The 19,095-nt window shown below is 40.9% G+C and carries 17 protein-coding genes and 1 other annotated feature; of the genes, 5 read left to right on the forward strand and 12 right to left on the reverse strand.

Going from position 1 to position 19,095, the window contains the following annotated elements:
- Positions 1–353: 353 nt before the first annotated feature.
- From clpB to rluD, 3 genes are all read right to left on the reverse strand, one after another.
- Positions 354–2,927, reverse strand: a complete 2,574-nt coding sequence (gene clpB / locus PR800_RS15195) for an ATP-dependent chaperone ClpB (protein WP_102139719.1) — start codon at positions 2,925–2,927, stop codon at positions 354–356.
- A gap of 123 nt (positions 2,928–3,050) precedes the next feature.
- A complete protein-coding gene (gene yfiH, locus PR800_RS15200; protein WP_272531110.1) occupies positions 3,051–3,785 on the reverse strand; it encodes a purine nucleoside phosphorylase YfiH in 735 nt (244 codons plus the stop codon).
- Positions 3,785–4,762, reverse strand: a complete 978-nt coding sequence (gene rluD, locus PR800_RS15205) for a 23S rRNA pseudouridine(1911/1915/1917) synthase RluD (RefSeq protein ID WP_239979387.1) — start codon at positions 4,760–4,762, stop codon at positions 3,785–3,787. The genes yfiH and rluD overlap by 1 nt, the downstream gene beginning before the upstream one ends.
- A 137-nt stretch (positions 4,763–4,899) precedes the next feature.
- Here rluD and bamD point away from each other — a divergent pair, with 137 nt between their 5' ends.
- The 3 genes from bamD to pheA all read left to right on the forward strand — a co-directional run bounded on the left by bamD (position 4,900) and on the right by pheA (position 7,736).
- Positions 4,900–5,631, forward strand: a complete 732-nt coding sequence (gene bamD / locus PR800_RS15210) for an outer membrane protein assembly factor BamD (protein WP_102139722.1) — start codon at positions 4,900–4,902, stop codon at positions 5,629–5,631.
- 315 nt (positions 5,632–5,946) lie between these two features.
- Complete coding sequence (gene raiA, locus PR800_RS15215) at positions 5,947–6,279, forward strand: ribosome-associated translation inhibitor RaiA (RefSeq protein ID WP_102139723.1); 333 nt, start codon at positions 5,947–5,949, stop codon at positions 6,277–6,279.
- Positions 6,280–6,419: 140 nt separating this feature from the next.
- Positions 6,420–6,537: a sequence feature (Phe leader region), on the forward strand.
- 26 nt (positions 6,538–6,563) lie between these two features.
- Positions 6,564–7,736, forward strand: coding sequence for a bifunctional chorismate mutase/prephenate dehydratase (gene pheA / locus PR800_RS15220; RefSeq protein WP_102139724.1), 1,173 nt, complete (start codon positions 6,564–6,566; stop codon positions 7,734–7,736).
- Positions 7,737–7,784: 48 nt separating this feature from the next.
- Here the strand turns inward: pheA and PR800_RS15225 are convergent, their stop codons facing one another.
- The 8 genes from PR800_RS15225 to ffh form a co-directional block, all read right to left on the reverse strand.
- Entirely contained in the window at positions 7,785–9,353 is a 1,569-nt protein-coding gene (locus PR800_RS15225; RefSeq protein WP_272531111.1) for a methyl-accepting chemotaxis protein, read from the reverse strand.
- A gap of 313 nt (positions 9,354–9,666) precedes the next feature.
- Positions 9,667–10,788, reverse strand: coding sequence for a bifunctional chorismate mutase/prephenate dehydrogenase (gene tyrA, locus PR800_RS15230; protein WP_102139726.1), 1,122 nt, complete (start codon positions 10,786–10,788; stop codon positions 9,667–9,669).
- Between the two features lie 13 nt (positions 10,789–10,801).
- A complete protein-coding gene (locus PR800_RS15235) occupies positions 10,802–11,896 on the reverse strand; it encodes a 3-deoxy-7-phosphoheptulonate synthase (protein ID WP_102139727.1) in 1,095 nt (364 codons plus the stop codon).
- Between the two features lie 466 nt (positions 11,897–12,362).
- Entirely contained in the window at positions 12,363–12,716 is a 354-nt protein-coding gene (rplS, locus tag PR800_RS15240) for a 50S ribosomal protein L19 (protein ID WP_096864779.1), read from the reverse strand.
- Positions 12,717–12,757: 41 nt separating this feature from the next.
- Positions 12,758–13,522 (reverse strand): tRNA (guanosine(37)-N1)-methyltransferase TrmD, encoded by a 765-nt coding sequence (gene trmD, locus PR800_RS15245; protein WP_125893610.1) that lies wholly within the window; start codon positions 13,520–13,522, stop codon positions 12,758–12,760.
- 38 nt (positions 13,523–13,560) lie between these two features.
- Positions 13,561–14,106, reverse strand: a complete 546-nt coding sequence (rimM, locus tag PR800_RS15250; protein WP_047757188.1) for a ribosome maturation factor RimM — start codon at positions 14,104–14,106, stop codon at positions 13,561–13,563.
- 18 nt (positions 14,107–14,124) lie between these two features.
- Positions 14,125–14,373: a 30S ribosomal protein S16 gene (gene rpsP / locus PR800_RS15255; protein WP_004264823.1), complete on the reverse strand. Its 249-nt coding sequence runs from the start codon at positions 14,371–14,373 to the stop codon at positions 14,125–14,127.
- Between the two features lie 136 nt (positions 14,374–14,509).
- Positions 14,510–15,871: a signal recognition particle protein gene (gene ffh, locus PR800_RS15260; RefSeq protein ID WP_102139730.1), complete on the reverse strand. Its 1,362-nt coding sequence runs from the start codon at positions 15,869–15,871 to the stop codon at positions 14,510–14,512.
- 387 nt (positions 15,872–16,258) lie between these two features.
- Between ffh and PR800_RS15265 the strand changes: the two genes are divergently transcribed.
- Both PR800_RS15265 and PR800_RS15270 read left to right on the forward strand, forming a co-directional pair.
- Complete coding sequence (locus PR800_RS15265; protein WP_102139731.1) at positions 16,259–17,050, forward strand: cytochrome C assembly family protein; 792 nt, start codon at positions 16,259–16,261, stop codon at positions 17,048–17,050.
- 42 nt (positions 17,051–17,092) lie between these two features.
- Entirely contained in the window at positions 17,093–18,379 is a 1,287-nt protein-coding gene (locus tag PR800_RS15270; protein WP_102139732.1) for a CNNM domain-containing protein, read from the forward strand.
- An 87-nt stretch (positions 18,380–18,466) separates the two neighbouring features.
- Here PR800_RS15270 and luxS read toward each other — a convergent pair whose 3' ends face one another.
- Positions 18,467–18,982: an S-ribosylhomocysteine lyase gene (gene luxS / locus PR800_RS15275; RefSeq protein WP_166267719.1), complete on the reverse strand. Its 516-nt coding sequence runs from the start codon at positions 18,980–18,982 to the stop codon at positions 18,467–18,469.
- Between the last annotated feature and the right edge of the window lie 113 nt (positions 18,983–19,095).

The raw sequence follows: 19,095 nt of genomic DNA on the forward strand, positions 1-19,095 counted from the left end.
TTGCAACCATCTTTCGATGTCGACACCTGATTTCGTGAACCGGGTCGTTGTTGCGAGGAGGCGTATATTACGTTTTCCTCCGTGAGAGTCAAGCAATTTTTGCTTTTTCTTTTCAGAATCTCTCGCTGCCGTTTCAGTGTTCATCGCGCTTTGCGTTGTCTTGTTCCCGGTCAGTGGTGGCGCATTATAGGGAGTCAGAAAAATCTGGCAAGTGTTTTTTTGAAAAAAACTTTCAAGTGACTACATTTTATACTTTACGACCAATTCTCAAACAAAAAAAGCAGTTTTATACGTAATTTGATATAAAAAAGGTGGCTAATGATAGCCACCTTTTGATTCTACAATAATATCAATTACTGTTTAGCAACAATTTCGTCATTTTCTACATCTAAAATGACTGGTTTACCTGGCAATAACCTACCTGACAAGATTTCTTGTGCCAGAGGGTTTTCAATTTCCTGCTGAATTGCACGTTTCAATGGCCTTGCTCCGAAGATTGGGTCAAAACCAGCCTCCCCAATTTTCTCAAGTGCAGCTGGTGTTGCGCTGACTTCATAACCGTGCTCTTCAAGACGTTTGTATAAACGAGCCAGTTGAATATTGGCAATATTCGTAATTTGCTCTTTACCTAATGGATGGAATACAACGACTTCATCGATACGGTTAATGAATTCAGGCCTGAAACTATGAGATACCACTTCCATCACCATATCTTTCATTTCTGAATAACCAATCATGCCAAACCTTTCTTGGATTAAGTCAGAACCCAAGTTAGATGTCATAATGATCACCGTATTACGGAAGTCTACCGTTCTACCTTGCCCATCCGTTAAGCGTCCATCATCAAGCACTTGCAATAAAATGTTGAAAACATCAGGGTGTGCTTTCTCAACTTCATCCAATAAAATGACGGAATATGGACGACGTCGAATAGCTTCGGTTAAATACCCACCTTCTTCATAACCGACATAACCTGGAGGTGCGCCCACTAAACGCGACACCGCATGTTTTTCCATAAATTCAGACATGTCGATACGAACCATTGCATCATCGCTATCAAACATGAAGTTTGCTAACGCTTTACACAACTCAGTTTTACCTACCCCTGTTGGCCCTAAAAACATAAACGAGCCAATTGGGCGATTTGGGTCTGATAACCCTGCACGGCTACGACGAATTGCATTCGATACTGCAACGACCGCTTCATCTTGCCCAATAACACGCTGATGGAGTTGCTGTTCCATGCGTAACAGTTTTTCTCTTTCGCTTTCTAGCATTCGAGATACTGGGATACCAGTCCAACGCGCTAAGATTTCAGCAATTTCAACATCTGTTACTTTGTTACGTAACAGTTTCATGCTTTTACCTTCAGCTTTCGTTGCTGCTTCCAGCTGTTTTTCCAATTCTGGAATTTTACCGTATTGCAATTCGGACATTTTTGCCAAATCACCCATACGGCGTGCTTTTTCCATCTCGATACGTGTATTTTCAAGTTCAGCTTTAATATGCTGAGTACCCGTTAATGATGCTTTTTCAGCTTTCCATTCTTCTTCTAACGCAGAATATTCACGCTCTTTCTCTGCAAGCTCTTCTTCTAACATTTCAAGACGTTTTTTACTTGCGTCATCCGATTCTTTTTTCAGCGCTTGCTGTTCAAGTTTGAGCTGAATAATACGACGTTCCAGCCTATCCAAGGATTCAGGTTTCGAATCCATTTGCATACGTAAACTTGCACCCGCTTCATCAATCAAGTCAATTGCTTTATCAGGTAACATACGGTCAGTAATATACCGATGTGATAACGTTGCTGCCGCCACAATCGCTGGGTCTGTTATCTGTACGTGGTGATGCAATTCATAACGCTCTTTTAAACCACGTAAAATGGCAATTGTGTCTTCAACAGATGGCTCTGCCACATACACTTTCTGGAAACGACGCTCTAAAGCAGGGTCTTTCTCAATGTATTGACGATATTCATCTAATGTGGTTGCACCAACACAGTGTAATTCACCGCGAGCTAGAGCTGGTTTTAACATATTACCCGCATCCATCGCACCATCGGCTTTACCTGCACCAACCATGGTGTGTAACTCATCAATAAACAGAATGACGTTACCTTCCTGTTTGGCAAGGTCATTTAGAACCGCTTTCAAACGCTCTTCAAACTCACCACGATATTTCGCACCCGCAATCAGCGCCCCCATATCCAGAGATAATACGCGTTTGTTTTTTAGCCCTTCTGGTATTTCACCATTTACAATACGTTGTGCTAACCCTTCAACAATTGCTGTTTTACCAACACCTGGCTCACCAATCAGCACTGGGTTATTTTTAGTACGGCGTTGTAGTACTTGAATGGTCCGACGAATTTCTTCATCTCGACCAATCACTGGGTCTAATTTGCCTTGCTCTGCACGTTCGGTTAAATCAACAGTGTATTTTTTCAAGGCTTGGCGCTGGTCTTCAGCGCTTTGGTCATTCACTTTTTCTCCACCACGCATCTGTTCTATTGCCTTTTTTAAATTATCTTTATTAACACCAGCAGCTTTGAGCATGTCTGCTAATGTCGTATTGGCTTCTAAAGCTGCGACAAGAAATAATTCTGAGGAGATAAACTCATCTCCGTGCTTTTGTGCCAACTGATCACATAAATTCAAATGACGCATTAAGTCACTTGATGGTTGAACATCGCCCGCTACACCTTGCACTTGAGGTAAACGCCCTAATGCATCTTCGACTTTTTGCTGAAATTGTACGGCATTCACGCCTAACGTCGTCAGCAATGGACGAACTGTGCCACCCTCTTGATTAAAAAGGGCACTTAATAGATGAATAGGTTCGATAAACTGGTTTTCGCGCCCAAGGGCTAGTGATTGGGCGTCAGCGAGAGCTTGCTGGAATTTATTCGTTAAACGGTCCAGACGCATAACACCTCCAATAAATGAGATTAAATTTGCTACTGGATACTAGATGAGGTCAGTTATTAAATATTCAAGTTTCGCAAGGAATTATTTCTGTTATATCCATTAATTTAGAACAAAACACCAACGCTAGGTATTTATCCATATTAATGATGCCATCCTGCCGGTTTTTCCTTCCCTTCGATAGGAAAAAAATCTGTTTTTATCTGTTACTGTACAAAAATCACCACCATAGACCTTCGTTACGCCAGCAGCCTGTAGTTTTTTACGTGCTAATAAATAAATATCAGCTAGATATTTATCATTATAAGGAATAAAGGCAGAGGCTAAATCAGATGATTGATTAACAAAAGCCTCTTTGACTTCTTTACCAACTTCAAATTTCTCAGCACCAATAGCGGGGCCAAGCCAAGCGATAATTTCATTTGCAGGACTAATAAACTGATTGATTGTATTTTCAAGAACCCCATGACATAGCCCGCGCCACCCTGCGTGGGCTGCTGCCACTTCCGTTCCTGCTTGATTAGTAAATAACACAGGCAAGCAATCCGCAGTCATAATGGCACAAACTTGACCAACCTGATTACTGTACACGGCGTCCGCTTGCCTATTATGAATTTTATCACCAACAAGCTGAAGCACATCCGTTCCATGAACTTGCTCAAGCCAAACTGGTTGTTGTGGTAGCTGAGCAAGCGTCTCAAGGCGTTGACGATTTTCACTGACGGCATTGGGTATATCCCCAACATGATCACCTAAATTCAAGCTATCAAAAGGTGGTAGGCTCACACCACCTGCACGCGTTGTACTACAGCTCGCTATGTTGTTAGGTTGTGGCCAATCAGGGAAAATCAATGTATTCATTACCAGTCCATATCGTCTTTATGCAGTTCAGTATCTGCTTTTAGAGCTTCAATAAGCTTAACCATATCATCAGGTAACGGTGCATGCCACTCCATTTGAATACCTGAAATTGGGTGATATAAGCGTAACATGGTGGCGTGCAGTGCTTGCCTATCAAAATTACGCATCACGTCCAGAAATTCTTCTGTCGCCCCTTTTAATGGACGCGGACGGCCACCGTATAAAGGGTCACCAATTAGTGGATGATTGATGTGGGCCATATGGACACGGATTTGGTGGGTTCTCCCCGTTTCCAGACGTAAACGTAACCGAGTATGGGCTCTAAAGTGCTCCATTATTCGATAATGCGTTACCGCAGGTTTCCCCATTGGATGAACAGCCATATGCGTTCTTTTAGTTGGATGACGAGAGATAGGTTCTTCTACCATACCCCCCGCAGTCATACGGCCTACCGCAACCGCTTCATATTCACGCGTAATTTCTCTACGTTGCAATGCTTCAACGAGGTGGGTTTGAGCAGGAACTGTTTTTGCTACAACCATTAAGCCAGTGGTGTCTTTATCTAAACGATGAACAATACCGGCTCTTGGCACATCTGCAATTTCAGGATAGCGATATAACAACGCATTCAAAATTGTGCCATCAGGGTTCCCTGCACCAGGGTGAACAACTAAATCACGCGGTTTATTAATAATTAAGATATCTTCATCTTCATAAATCACATTAAGTGGGATATCTTGTGGTTCCCAGCGATTATCTTCTTCAATGAGGGCATCGATTAAAATTTGTTCACTGCCGAAAACTTTTTCTTTTGGCTTATTGATAACTTTGCCATTAACCTGCACTCTATCAGCTAAAATCCATTCTTTTATGCGAGAACGTGAATAATCAGGGAACAATTCGGCCAAAGCCTGATCTAAACGTTGACCAAGCTGTGATTCAGCGATAGTTGCACTAAGTTGTACTTGTTGAGCCATAAATTAATCTACTTTTTGGTGTTTGTATTTTGACGGCAGCGCCGTTTCATTTAAAATATATGCTATTGTAACTCGAATTTTGCCGGGAGCCTTATGGATAGACTCCCTCGAAACACTCAGAGGATAACCTACACGTGATGATACGTATGAAAAATCTGGTGGCTGCAGCCACGTTGAGCCTGATTTTAGTCGGCTGTTCCAGCACTCCTGAAGTCAGCCCTGATAGCTCCCCTGCTGAAATATATGCAACGGGTCAGCAAAAATTACAGGACGGCAATTTTAAAGCAGCGATTAAACAATTTGAAGCTCTTGATAACCGTTATCCATTTGGTCCATATGCTCAACAGGTTCAATTAGACCTGATTTATGCATATTATAAATCAGCAGAACTGCCAATGGCGATAGCTGCGATTGACCGTTTCATGCGTTTGAACCCAACTCATCCAAATATTGATTATGTCCTCTATATGCGAGGCTTAACCGCAATGGCTCTGGATGATAGCTTATTGCAAGGCCTTTTTGGTATCGACCGCTCAGACAGAGACCCACAGCATGCACGAGTTGCATTCAAAGATTTCAGTCAGCTAGTTCGCTACTATCCTAACAGCTTATACTCAAATGATGCGAGTAAGCGATTAGTCTTCTTGAAAGACCGTTTAGCGAAATTCGACCTTTCTGTTGTCGAATACTACAACAAACGCGGTGCTTATGTCGCGGTTGTTAATCGTGTTCAACAAATGCTAAAAGACTACCCAGACACAGAAGCAACACGTAATGCCTTAGCATACATGGAAATTGCTTATAATGAGATGGGGCTAAACCAAGAAGCGAATAAAGTTGCGAGTATTATTGCTGCAAACCCACAATAATAACATCGTGAGATCTAAAACAGCAGCCAAGGCTGCTGTTTTTCTTTGCTAGCGGCGATTTAGTTGCTTGCTCATTTAAGGGACTAATTTTAACCCAAAAAAAGCTCCGGCTATTTACCGTTCCCCTAGCCAACTCAATCAGTGTCCCTTAATCCATTCATTTTGGCAATGCTTTTTCACCCCTTTTTTATGTGAAATCACACTTCAGATAGCTGTTACTCTTCCCCTGAATGAGATGTGATCTACATCAATTTTTTCTTAGCAAGAATAGGTATTCTGAACTCAACAAAGACGGAAACAATGAGAGGTAACTATATGATAGTGAACATTACTAGCAAGCAAATGGACATTACCCCAGCGATTCGTGAGCACATTGAGAGCCGTCTAACAAAACTCGACAAGTGGCAAGTATCCCTGATAAATACCCATATTGTATTATCAAAAGAGCCACAAGGTTTTATGGTTGATGCCAACATAAAAACAGCGACAGGAAAATTGGTCGCAAGTGCCAAACATGAAGATATGTACGTTGCAATTAATGAACTAATTAACAAACTCGAAAGACAACTCAATAAAGTGCAACATAAAGGAGAATCAAGAAGAGCATATAATAGTGTAAAAGAAGCGAATAATACTGTTACGTTATAATTTTATATTATCTATCAACTAATCTTGAACCTTACAAACGCGCTCACTATGGGCGCGTTTTTTTATGTTTCTGATCCTTACCTATTGACTTCTTAGTGAGTATCGGGTTTATTTAAATTGAATCTGATTAAAGGTATTCATATGAATCTTAATTTTGTTTTCTTTTTCTTCTTTAGCAACTCCTAATTAGGGGCTTTTGTCGTTCGAGAAAGAAAAGAAGACAAAATTAAAAAGCCCCCTCTAGGGGGCTTTTTTTATATCATAATATTAACAGGGTGGGCAGAATGGAAAACAGCACTAATTTATTGAAAGTAAGAGAAAAAATAAGCCAACTGGATAGTGAGTTACTCAATCTTTTAGCAAAGCGCCGTGGTTATGCTGTTGAAGTTGCGGAAACAAAAATTGATGATAGCCGCCCAATTCGTGATAAAGACCGTGAACGCCAGCTTTTGGATGTTTTAATTAACAAAGGCAAACCTCTAGGGCTTGATGGCTTTTATATTACTCGCTTATTTCAAATGATTATTGAGGACTCCGTTCTTACACAACAGGCAATTTTACAAAAGCATTTAAATTTAACCCCTAGTGACACTGCCCGGTTTGCGTTCTTAGGGCCTAAAGGCTCTTATTCACACATTGCTGCACGCCAGTACTCAGCCCGTCATTTTGACCAATTGGTTGAATGCAGTTGCCACAAATTCCAAGATATTTTTTCATTAGTTGAAAATGGACAAGCGGAATATGGTATTTTGCCAATAGAAAACACCAGTTCGGGCGCAATTAACGATGTTTACGATTTACTGCAAAATACGTCATTATCAATCGTCGGAGAGATTCGGCTCCCAATTAACCATTGTCTCTTAACTACAGGAAATACCGATCTCAGTCAGATCAAAACCGTTTATAGCCATCCACAGCCTTTCCAGCAATGTAGCCAGTACTTAGCGCAATTCCCACACTGGGAAATAAAATATTGTGATAGCACTTCAACTGCAATGCAAATGGTCGCAGACCAAAACTCACCAAGTGTCGCAGCTCTTGGAAGTGAAGCTGGTGGCGCACTATATGATTTAAGTGTAATAGAGCATAACCTTGCTAATCAGCAAATTAATATGACTCGCTTTATTGTTGTTGCACCACAAGCAATTGAAGTCACAGAACAAGTTCCTGCAAAAACAACACTACTTCTTACTACTGGCCAACAAGCCGGTGCTTTAGTTGATGCATTAGTTATTTTGAAAAATAATAAGATAATTATGAGCAAATTAGAATCACGCCCAATTAATGGAAAACCGTGGGAAGAGATGTTTTATGTCGATGTGCATGCAAACTTACGTTCAGATAATATGCAACAAGCTTTAAGAGAGCTTTCAACAATTACTAGGTCGATTAAAATATTAGGCTGCTACCCATCCGAAAATGTGGTTCCTGTTGAACCTGAAAAAATTACACCTTAATAAGATATAGTTAGGCTGCATTTTTCAGTGCAGCCTATTAAACTGAAACTATACTCTCACTTCAAGTTGGTGAGTCGACGATTTCACTCTGAAATAATTGACTAGCTCCTTCAAATGGTACGCCTGTTCATTTAATGAGTCCGCTGCGACAACAGATTCTTCAACTAGACTCGCATTTTGCTGTGTAGTTAAATCAAGCTGCCCGACCGCACTATTGATTTGAGAAATGCCATCGCTTTGCTCACGGCTAGCCTGCCCAATTTCACGTAATAACGCATTCATCTCTTTTACACTATCAACCATGCCATGTATTTGTTGAGTTGCTTTTTCAACAAGTTCCATGCCTTCTTGTGTTTGTGCCGATGAATTTTCAATCAACGCACGAATATCACTCGCGGAAGCGGCACTTTTCTGTGCTAATAATCTTACTTCTCCAGCAACAACAGCGAAGCCTCGCCCATGCTCACCAGCTCTTGCGGCTTCAACAGATGCATTCAATGCTAAAATATTGGTTTGGAATGCAATAGAGTCGATTAGATTAATAATTTCTGTCATCTGTGATGACGAACCATTAATTGCACGCATTTTGTTCGTGACTTGGCTCATCATGTCACCATTATTTTGCACAATAATCGCAGCTTGGTCTGCAAGCATACTGGCTTCATGAGTGTGTTCAGTCGTGTTTTGAACCGTTGACGTGATTTGTTCCATTGAACTGGCTGTTTCTTCAACTGATGCAGCTTGCTCTTCGGTGCGCGCGGCCAGGTTTTGGTTCCCCGCAACAATCTGCCCTGCTGCTGCCGAAATACTTTCAGAACCTTGCTGAACCTCTTGAACGATTTCTAGTAGGTGCTCTTTCATCGCATTAAGTGAATTTAATAACACTCCTGTTTCATCTTTTGAGGTAACCTGAATATCCTTAGTCAGATCCCCATTTGCAATCGACTGAGCGAAATTGACTGCATTTTCCAATGGCCTTGTAATAATTGTCGTAATATACCAACCCATTATGCAGCCCGCGCCAATACTCAAGATTGATAGCACTGCTAGTAATATTTTATTACTTTCATAGTCTGCATTAACTTTCCGGCCAATCTCTTGCATCTGCAAATCTTGAATTGCCATTAAAGTTTGAATTTGGTCTCGATAATCACGCTGAATACTCGACGTTTTCGTCATCATCTCGTCAATGGCAGCTTGGCGATTGTTCTGTTGTAAGAACGCATTCATACGAGCCTGTGATGCATGGAACTGTTGGCGGATCACACGTAAGTCCGCCAAAATTTCTTTAGAACGATCATCGGTCACACTAGTTTCTAATTTTTCAAATAACTCTGTTATTTTCAGTGTAATTTTAGCCAGCTCTTCACGACGCTTATCACTCCCACGATCATCAAGTAAAATAAGCTCTTGGATCCCAATAAAAGAATAAAAGTTATCCATCATCTGCCCTGCTGTCGAAGCAATAGGGTAGCTTTCATAAAGCACTTGCTTCATTCCTTCATTAGCTCGGTTCATATTTGCTAAAGAAAATATTGAACTTAAGATAATAAGCGCAACAAAACTACCAAATGCGACCGTTAACTTCATACTGATTTTAAGATTTTTAAAAAACATATATTTACCACGCTAACCATCATTTAATGAGTAGAGTTATCGGTAAAATAGATGAAATCTTTATCACATAAATCGATCGATTTATAAATATTAATTTTATAAATCGATTAATTTAGAATTAAATAGTGAATAAATTTAATTTTTGGCTAAGTGGCATATTATTCGATAGAAATTATACATATAAGTACAATTGCTTATTTTAAATAAATATATAGACAAGATTAGCTAAAACAGAAGACTATGGAAGATAATAATAAATCAACAAAAATTAAAGCCCCCTACCGCCATAAAACACGATAGAGGGTGGAGATGATTATTTTCGATTATCATTTGCTCGTTGCAATAATGATTGGCTTTCTTTCATAAAATGATGGGCATCTTCGCCGAACCACTGACTAACTTGATTAAATTGGCGAATAAATTCTGCTTTATCTTTGTTCTCTAGTAGTGCTATTGAATCACCTAATAACTGATGATATCTACGTATCAATTCAACATTTTCATTTGAAGACATAATAATGTCTGCATATAGTTGAGGGTCTTGGGCAAATAGACGCCCAACCATCGCAAGCTCTAAGCGATAAATAGGCGATGATAAATCAAGCAATTGCTGTAAATCGATATTTTCCTCAGCAAGATTTCGCCCGTAAGTAAATGTTGTAAAGTGGCGTAATGCCTGAATAAAGCTCATGTTTCTATCATGCTCTTCGGCTGATATTTCTTTCAAACGAGCTCCCCAAACTAATAGTTGTTCAAGGAACCATTGATAAGCCTCTGAACTACGGCCATTACAGTAAGCAAAAACTTGCTTTGCAACACTACCAATATCAGGGCCAAACATCGGGTGAAGCCCAAGTACTGGCCCATCATGGGCTGCTAACATCGCTTCTAATGGCTGTTGCTTAATCGATGCAATATCCATCAAGACCGTGCTTTTATCCAGCCTAGGCAGTTGGTTGATGACTTGTACCGTCAAATGTATTGGCACACTAATCATCACGATGCTAGCACCTGCTACTATAGATTCTGCTTGCGGCCAATCACCTTCATTTAAGGTCTTTACTTGGTAGCCTGATAAGTTAAGGAGACGATGAAATAGCCGTCCCATTTTCCCATCACCACCAACAATCACAATGGGGCCTGCTGATGGGTTCAGTGTTTTAAACCCTTTATCATTTTCACGTGCATAAGATTCGCGCATGATCCGCCTAAGAATATCTTCAATCAGATCAGGCGGGATCCCCATACGCTCAGCTTCTGCGCGACGTGCTGCCAACATGCTTGTTTCTCGTTCAGGCACATAAATCGGTAAACCATGTAAGCTTTTCACTTCACCGACTTCAGCAACCAGTTGCAGCCTTTTTGCTAATAAATCTAATAAAGATTTATCAACTTCATCAATTTGTTCCCGTAAATGGGTTAACTCAACAGACATACCAATACCTTGATCAGCTCACTTTACTCAATTTCTGCGCACGTTGTTCAAGCACAGGTAACAATGCCTGATGTAAATTACGCAATACCGTTTCCGTCGTTTGCCAGTTAATGCAGGCATCTGTTACTGAAACACCGTATTTCATTGCGTCACGGGCTTGTTCAGATGTTTGATTCCCTTCATTAATATGGCTTTCTAACATAATACCTGTAATTGATTCATTACCATTAATAATTTGTTCAATAATAGAATCAACAACTAATGGTTGACGGCGGTAATCTTTATTTGAGTTTCCATGGCTACAATCCACCATAAGCGATGGCGCTAAACCTGCTTTTTTCATTTCCACTTCACAAGCCGCGATATCTTCAGCATTGTAATTAGGCGTTTTTCCACCACGTAAAATAACATGCCCATTACTATTGCCTTTAGTATGCAATAAACAAACTTGACCCGATTGGTTAATTCCCATAAAACGGTGTGGCATTGCTGCTGCTTTTAACGCATTAATTGCTGTAGATAAGCTACCATCGGTCCCATTTTTAAAACCAACAGGCATAGATAAGCCTGATGCCATTTCACGGTGTGTTTGTGATTCAGTCGTTCTTGCACCAATTGCAGACCAACTGAATAAATCCCCTAAGTATTGAGGATTGTTAGGATCCAGTGCTTCTGTTGCTAATGGTAGGCCCATATTCACTAAATTAGTCAACAAGTCACGAGCAATATGTAGGCCTTTTTCCATTTCAAAGGAGCCATCCATAAATGGGTCACTAATCAAGCCTTTCCAACCCACTGTTGTACGAGGTTTTTCAAAATACACACGCATCACAATATATAAGCTATCACTTAATTCTTCGGCTAATACTTTCAAACGCTCACCATATTCAATCGCAGCATCCACATCATGGATTGAGCAAGGACCACATACCACGAGTAAGCGAGGGTCGCGTTGATGAATGATATCAGCAATCACTTGGCGCGATGTCGCAATGGCATGCAGGCTGCTGTTACTCAGCGGATATTTTGCTTTCAGACTCTCAGGAGTGATTAATACCTGCTCGTCTTGAATATTCACGTTGTTGAGTACATCTTTTTGCATGATCATTTTTTACCTACTTATTAGCTTATATTTGCTTAGTTTATTATTTACGTATTGTGTTTGAGTGCATGAGTAATAACATACCATGCATCGTAAACAATTCAATCCATTTATGTAAAATACTTCCATGTATGTAAATAAATATTTACACCCCAGTAATAAATTGATAAATATGAAAATTTACATAAAATTAACATTTATAATATTTAAATTAGTGTTCAATACTAATTTTTAGTAAATATTTATTTACAGATTAAGAGGTTAATCTCTCAGCTATATTCTAAATAGTTCGAGTTGTAGCAAGGCGGCAAAGGAATGAGACGCTAGGAGCATACACAAGTATGTGACTAGTGCGAATGAGTGCAGCCAACACAGCTACAATTTGAAATATGAAGAATATAGTGACGAATATAAAAAGGCCCGCAAAAGCGGGCCTCTCTATAACATAACTTTCGGATGTAGCGAAAGCGTATTACTTGGCGTTCAGACGCTCTTTGATACGAGCTGCCTTACCAGAACGCTCACGCAGGTAGTACAGTTTAGATCTGCGAACAGCACCACGACGTTTAACAGCAATGCTATCTACGACTGGAGAGTGAGTTTGGAATACACGCTCAACACCTTCGCCGTTAGAAATTTTACGAACAGTGAATGCAGAGTGCAGACCGCGGTTACGAATAGCGATAACCACGCCCTCGAATGCCTGCAGACGTTTTTTAGAGCCTTCTACGACCCATACCTTAACTTCCACGGTGTCACCCTGACGGAATGAAGGTACGTCCTGCTTCATTTGCTCTTCTTCGATTTGTTTAATAATGTTGCTCATAATAACTCTCTTACCCTAGGTAAACTGATATGTTTAGACAATTAATTGTCTGGATTCATTTGTTGCTCAGACTGATATTCCCGTTGGAATTCAGCCAGCAACATCCTCTGCTCGTCAGTCAGAGCTAGGCTTTCCAGAAGCTCAGGTCTTCTAAGCCAGGTACGGCCGAGTGATTGTTTCATGCGCCAGCTATCTATTTTAGCGTGGTTTCCTGAAAGTAAAACATCAGGAACTTGCATGCCATCTAACACTTCAGGGCGGGTATAGTGTGGACAATCTAACAAACCATCTGCAAAAGAGTCTTCTTGGGCAGAGGCTTGATGACCAAGTACCCCGGGTATAAACCGTGAAACTGAGTCAATCAACACCATCGCGGGGAGTTCCCCACCACTGAGAACGTAATCACCGATTGACCATTCTTCGTCAACTTCGGTTTGAATGATACGTTCATCAATGCCTTCATAGCGGCCACAAACGAGGATCAATTTCTCATTGGTTGCCAGCTCGCAAACACCGTCTTGACTGAGTTTGCGCCCTTGCGGTGAAAGATAAATAACCTTTGCACCCTCACCAGCCTCAGTTCTTGCTGCGTTGATTGCATCCTTAAGCGGTTGCACCATCATCAGCATGCCTGGACCACCACCATAGGGGCGATCATCAACAGTCTTGTGCCTATCGTGAGTAAAATCTCGCGGATTCCAGCACTCAAATGTTAGCAGGCCATTCTTCACTGCCCGGCCAGTTACCCCGTACTCGGTTATTGCGCGGAACATTTCGGGAAACAGGCTAATTACACCAATCCACATGATTTCGTCCCACTCATCAAAACCGTTCAACCGGAGATTTAAAAACCAGGATCCCAATCCACTTCAATAAGTTTGGCATCGAGATCGACTTTCTTGATAACCTGCCCATCAAGAAACGGAACCAACCGCTCCTTGATGCCAAATGCATCTTTTAAGTTCGCCTTAATGACCAGTACATCATTTGAACCAGTCTCCATCATGTCAGTGATGGTACCAAGGTCATAGCCTTGTAACGTCACTACGTGGCAGCCCATCAGGTCTTTCCAGTAGTATTCGTTTTCTAACTCAGGAAGTTGGGTTGAATCAACCGCAATTTCAAAGTTAGTCAAGAGTGCTGCTGCATCGCGGTCATCGACCCCGTTCAGCTTGACGATGATATCCTTGTTATGATGTTTCCAATCTTCAATTTCAATGTGTTGCCATTGACCTGAACGTTGGATAAACCAAGGCTGATACTCAAAAATACTTTCAGCATGTTCGGTGGACGAAAAAACTTTGAGCCAACCACGAATACCGTATGCCGCACCTAATTTCCCCAATACTATTGGGTTTTCAGGTGGCTGTAGTTTAGTTTGCTTGCTCATTGTTACCACCGCGACAGATTAAGCTGCTTTCTTAGCTTGTTTGACCAGTTGTGCAACACGGTCAGAAATAGTTGCGCCTAAGCCAACCCAATGCTCAACACGGTCTAGGTCTAAACGCAGTTCTTCTGCTTGACCTGCAGCGATCGGGTTGAAGAAACCGATACGCTCAATGAAACGACCGTCACGCGCATTGCGGCTATCGGTTACAACGATTTGGTAGAACGGACGTTTTTTAGCGCCGCCACGAGATAAACGAATTGTTACCATAACATCCTCATTAGTTAACAAAACAACCAGACTCCATCGAGGGATAGAGTCCGGCTGTCATATAAAAAGCCCGAAAAGTTTACTCACTTTGACGCAAAAATCAATCAAAAGTGCGTTTTGTTTGAGGCTTTATTGCTTAACGCCCCGGAAAACCCGGTGGCATCATACCTTTCATGCCGCGCATCATCTTGGCTAAGCCGCCTTTTTTCATTTTCTTCATCATGCGTTGCATATCATCAAATTGTTTCAAGAGGCGATTAACTTCTTGCACAGTAGTTCCCGAACCTGCCGCAATACGACGTTTTCGCGAGCCTTTAATAATTTCTGGTTTTTCACGTTCTTTACGTGTCATGGAATTAATCATCGCTTCCATACGAACGGTGATTTTATCATCCATTTGGGACTTAACGGCATCGGGTAACTGAGACATTCCAGGCATTTTACTCATCATACTCGCCATGCCGCCCATATTACGCATTTGCTTTAATTGACTTAAAAAGTCATTTAAATCAAAGCCATCTCCCGTTTTAAGTTTTTTAGCAAGCTTTTCAGCTTCATCACGGTCAACTTTATGCTCAATCTCTTCAATCAGAGAAATCACATCACCCATGCCAAGGATACGCGACGCGACGCGCTCTGGGTGGAATGGTTCTAAGGCATCAGTTTTTTCACCAACACCTAAGAATTTAATAGGTTTCCCCGTAATCGCACGAATTGAAAGTGCCGCACCGCCTCGAGCATCACCATCGACCTTGGTCAATACAACCCCTGTCAGTGGTAAGGCTTCATTAAATGCTTTCGCTGTGTTTGCCGCATCCTGCCCTGTCATCGCATCAACGACGAATAAGGTCTCAACTGGCTTAATAATGCGGTGAACTTCTTGGATTTCTTCCATCATCGCTTCATCGACGTGTAAGCGACCTGCGGTATCCACCAACAACACATCGTAGAATTGCAATTGTGCATGTTTTAATGCTTTTTGAACAATTGCTGCGGGTTTTTCTTGTACTTCTGAAGGGAAAAAGTCTATTCCAACACTTTCAGCTAATGTCTCTAATTGTTTAATCGCTGCGGGGCGATAAACGTCAGCTGAGACAACTAATACTTTTTTCTTCTGTTTTTCTTTTAGATGCTTACCTAATTTTGCAACGCTGGTTGTTTTACCTGCACCTTGCAAGCCCGCCATTAAAACAACTGCGGGGGGTTGTGCGGACAAATTAAGTTGGTGGTTTTCGTCCCCCATCGCCCTAGTCAGTTCATTTTGAACTATTTTGATGAACTCTTGGCCTGGTGTTAGACTTTTATTGACATCTTGCCCAACCGCATTTTCTTTAACTTTTTGAATGAATTCACGGACAACTGGTAAAGCAACGTCAGCTTCCAGTAAGGCCATGCGAACTTCGCGTAGTGTTTCTTTAATATTTTCATCAGTTAGACGGCCACGCCCACTGATATTGCGCAACGTGCGCGATAGTCTGTCAGTTAAATTATCAAACATATGTCTTAGCTCAATTCTGTTGATGGGCCGATGTCAGCCTGATCTGGTTGCTAATACAGATAATTTCAAGTGTGCATTATCTAACAACTTGAATTATAAGCATCAATGCCTTCACTATGATGAAGGAAAACCAACACTAAAAATAATCGCGGCAAAATAATGCCACCATTGTAACATGCTCGCAGTTTTTTCGCTGCCCCCTGTTTGAAACAGATGATACAGGTTATTATGGTTTGAGTTTAATAATACAAACCAAGCCAGTAGGCGCATGAAATGCTATCAGCAACGAATATATTGCGATTGGCCCGTCCAATAGTTGGAGCCTACACTCGTACAAGTTATACTATGAAATAACTTTCCACTAAAAATGATTAACGACACTATACTATGCCCGTATTTGCAGTCATAGCAGTTTGTACATACATGGTCAGTCTATTACTGATCGTCCCCGGCCAAGTGCGCAAGCAGCCACTTTACCGCTATCTCGCACTTTTTCTTGCTGTGATTGCGTTAGTGACTCACGCAATTACATTGAAATTTTTGATTTTTAGTGAAGCCGAAGGACAAAACCTCACACTGCTGAATTTAGGCTCAACAGTGAGCTTACTCATGTGTGTGATTATGACTGTTGTCGCTTACTGGGGAAAAGCTTGGTACTTAACACCCATCGTCTATAGTTTTGCCATCATTAACTTGATGTTGTCGACGCTAATGCCTGGGGAGTTTATTACGCATCTCGAAGCGCGAGTACCACTTTTTGTTCACATTGGCTTAGCTTTATTGAGCTATGCAACGCTTCTTATTGCCGCTTTATATGCATTACAAGTGGCTTTAATTGACCATCAGCTAAAAAACAAAACCTTAAAATTTAGCCCCGATATGCCTCCTATGATGGTGATTGAACGTAAAATGTTCCACGTCACTCAAGTTGGCGTCATTTTGCTAACTCTTACCTTATGTACCGGTTTTATTTATATGGATAATATTTTTGATAAAGAAAATATTCATAAATCGGTGTTATCCGTGATCGCCTGGTTTGTTTATATCACTCTACTTTGGGGGCATTTCCATGGAGGATGGCGAGGTAAGCGCGTCCTATTTTTCCATGTTGGTGGCTCAATCATCTTAACAATGGCTTTTTTTGGTAACCGTTTAATACAGGAGTTTATGGTATTTTGACACAAATAAAGCCACGACTTTCACAATATAAGGAAACTTGTTTTGGATGATGTGTCCACGAGTACGCTAATCATCATATTGATTGTTTTAATTTTTATGTCAGCCTATTTCTCTGCATCAGAAACAGGGATGATGACGCTAAACCGTTATCGGTTAAAACATTTAGCAAAACAAGGTAATCGCTCAGCGATCCGCGTTGAAAAACTTCTTAGACACCCTGACAAACTGTTAAGTCTAGTCCTTATTGGTAACAACTTAATCAACATAGTCGCATCCGCATTAGCGACGATTATCGGTATGCGGCTGTATGGTAACGCTGGAGTCGCGATATCGACGGGGATCCTGACTTTTGTGATCCTCATTTTTGCAGAAGTCATGCCCAAAACACTGGCAGCGCTGTACCCTGAAAAAATCGCATTCCCAAGTAGTTACTTCTTAAAACCATTGCAAGTAGTCATGATGCCTATTGTTTGGGCATTTAATACTATTTCAGCACTACTGTTACGCTGCATTGGGGTAAAGTCACTAACCGCACGAACTGATGCAGTTAATAAGGAAGAGCTACGCACCATTGTTAACGAATCAAAGCATAAAATTAGCCGCCGAAATCAAGACATGTTGATTTCAATTCTAGATTTAGACAAAGTCACTGTCGGCGATATTATGCTGCCAAGGAATGAAATTGTTGGTATTGATGTCAATGATGACTGGAAATCAATTATTCGGCAGCTCACCCACTCACCTCATGGCCGTATTGTGTTATACCGTGACTCACTTGATGACTCCATTGGTATTTTACGCGTCCGCGAAGCCTACCGTCTCATGATGGAAAAGCGTGAGTTTAATAAGCAAAACCTCATCAAAGCTGCGGATAACATTTATTTTATTCCTAACAGTACACCATTAAATGTTCAGTTAGTTAACTTCCAGCACAATAAAGAAAAACTTGGGATCATTGTTGATGAATACGGTGAAATTCAAGGTCTTATCACTGTCGAGGATATATTAGAAGAGATAGTAGGTGACTTCACAACCTCTATGTCACCATCTTTGGCTGAAGAAGTCTTGCCACAAAGTGACGGGAGCGTTCTTGTAGACGGTTCTGCGAATATTCGTGAACTGAATAAGGCTTTTGATTGGAATCTCCCTATAGATGGTCCTAGGACGGTTAATGGCATGGTTTTAGAGGTCATCGGTGATATTCCACAACTTGAAGAGCAAATTGTGGTAGGCCATTACCTTATCGAAGTATTAGCGATGAGTGAAAATATCGTTAAACAAGTAAGGATCACGCCTCTTACATTTAGTTCTCAAGTCCCTGACCTTTGATTTAGTCATAAACTTGCAATCTAATTCTCATATAAAAATAAAAAGAGCCTTAATTGGCTCTTTTCATAGAGAATATTTGATAAAAAGCTAAACATGTAGCTGTTCAAGTTTCTCTGCTGGTAATGCTAATTCATCATTTTTATTGATGCCAATTTCTGATGCAAGAACATTACGTGCAATTTGCTGGGCTTCTTCCAGTGAGTGCATTTTGTATGTACCACACTGATAGACATTCAATTCAGGGATCTTGTTTTGGTCTTTCACTTGCAAAACATCTTCCATTGCAGCCTTCCAGGCCTTAGCAACACGCAGTTCATCTGGCTGGCCGATAAGGCTCATATAAAAACCAGTACGGCACCCCATTGGTGAAATATCAATAATTTCAACACCATTTCCGTTAAGATGATCACGCATAAAGCCTGCAAAGAGGTGCTCTAAAGTATGCGTCCCTTTTTCTGTCATGGCTTCTTCATTGGGTACAGTAAAACGCAAATCAAAAACTGTGATGGTATCACCGCTTGGTGTTTTCATGGTTTTTGCCACACGTACAGCAGGTGCTGACATGCGAGTATGATCGACAGTAAAGCTATCTAATAATGGCATTTCGTGACCTCCTCGAAAATAAAAAATATTTTCTAAAATAAATGAAACTATTTTGAAAATACAGAGTCTGAATTATTGAAAGACGCGCAATTTGTTATCATCCCTAATTCTCT

The sequence above is a fragment of the Providencia sp. PROV205 genome (assembly GCF_028479505.1).
GTDB classification, from domain to species: domain Bacteria; phylum Pseudomonadota; class Gammaproteobacteria; order Enterobacterales; family Enterobacteriaceae; genus Providencia; species Providencia huaxiensis.

Coding starts and splice junctions, on each gene's coding strand:
- clpB (WP_102139719.1), bottom strand. CDS start 2,927: ATGCGTCTGGACCGTTTAACGAATAAATTCCAGCAAGCTCTCGCTGAC.
- yfiH (WP_272531110.1), bottom strand. CDS start 3,785: ATGAATACATTGATTTTCCCTGATTGGCCACAACCTAACAACATAGCG.
- rluD (WP_239979387.1), bottom strand. CDS start 4,762: ATGGCTCAACAAGTACAACTTAGTGCAACTATCGCTGAATCACAGCTT.
- bamD (WP_102139722.1), top strand. CDS start 4,900: ATGATACGTATGAAAAATCTGGTGGCTGCAGCCACGTTGAGCCTGATT.
- raiA (WP_102139723.1), top strand. CDS start 5,947: ATGATAGTGAACATTACTAGCAAGCAAATGGACATTACCCCAGCGATT.
- pheA (WP_102139724.1), top strand. CDS start 6,564: ATGGAAAACAGCACTAATTTATTGAAAGTAAGAGAAAAAATAAGCCAA.
- PR800_RS15225 (WP_272531111.1), bottom strand. CDS start 9,353: ATGTTTTTTAAAAATCTTAAAATCAGTATGAAGTTAACGGTCGCATTT.
- tyrA (WP_102139726.1), bottom strand. CDS start 10,788: ATGTCTGTTGAGTTAACCCATTTACGGGAACAAATTGATGAAGTTGAT.
- PR800_RS15235 (WP_102139727.1), bottom strand. CDS start 11,896: ATGATCATGCAAAAAGATGTACTCAACAACGTGAATATTCAAGACGAG.
- rplS (WP_096864779.1), bottom strand. CDS start 12,716: ATGAGCAACATTATTAAACAAATCGAAGAAGAGCAAATGAAGCAGGAC.
- trmD (WP_125893610.1), bottom strand. CDS start 13,522: ATGTGGATTGGTGTAATTAGCCTGTTTCCCGAAATGTTCCGCGCAATA.
- rimM (WP_047757188.1), bottom strand. CDS start 14,106: ATGAGCAAGCAAACTAAACTACAGCCACCTGAAAACCCAATAGTATTG.
- rpsP (WP_004264823.1), bottom strand. CDS start 14,373: ATGGTAACAATTCGTTTATCTCGTGGCGGCGCTAAAAAACGTCCGTTC.
- ffh (WP_102139730.1), bottom strand. CDS start 15,871: ATGTTTGATAATTTAACTGACAGACTATCGCGCACGTTGCGCAATATC.
- PR800_RS15265 (WP_102139731.1), top strand. CDS start 16,259: ATGCCCGTATTTGCAGTCATAGCAGTTTGTACATACATGGTCAGTCTA.
- luxS (WP_166267719.1), bottom strand. CDS start 18,982: ATGCCATTATTAGATAGCTTTACTGTCGATCATACTCGCATGTCAGCA.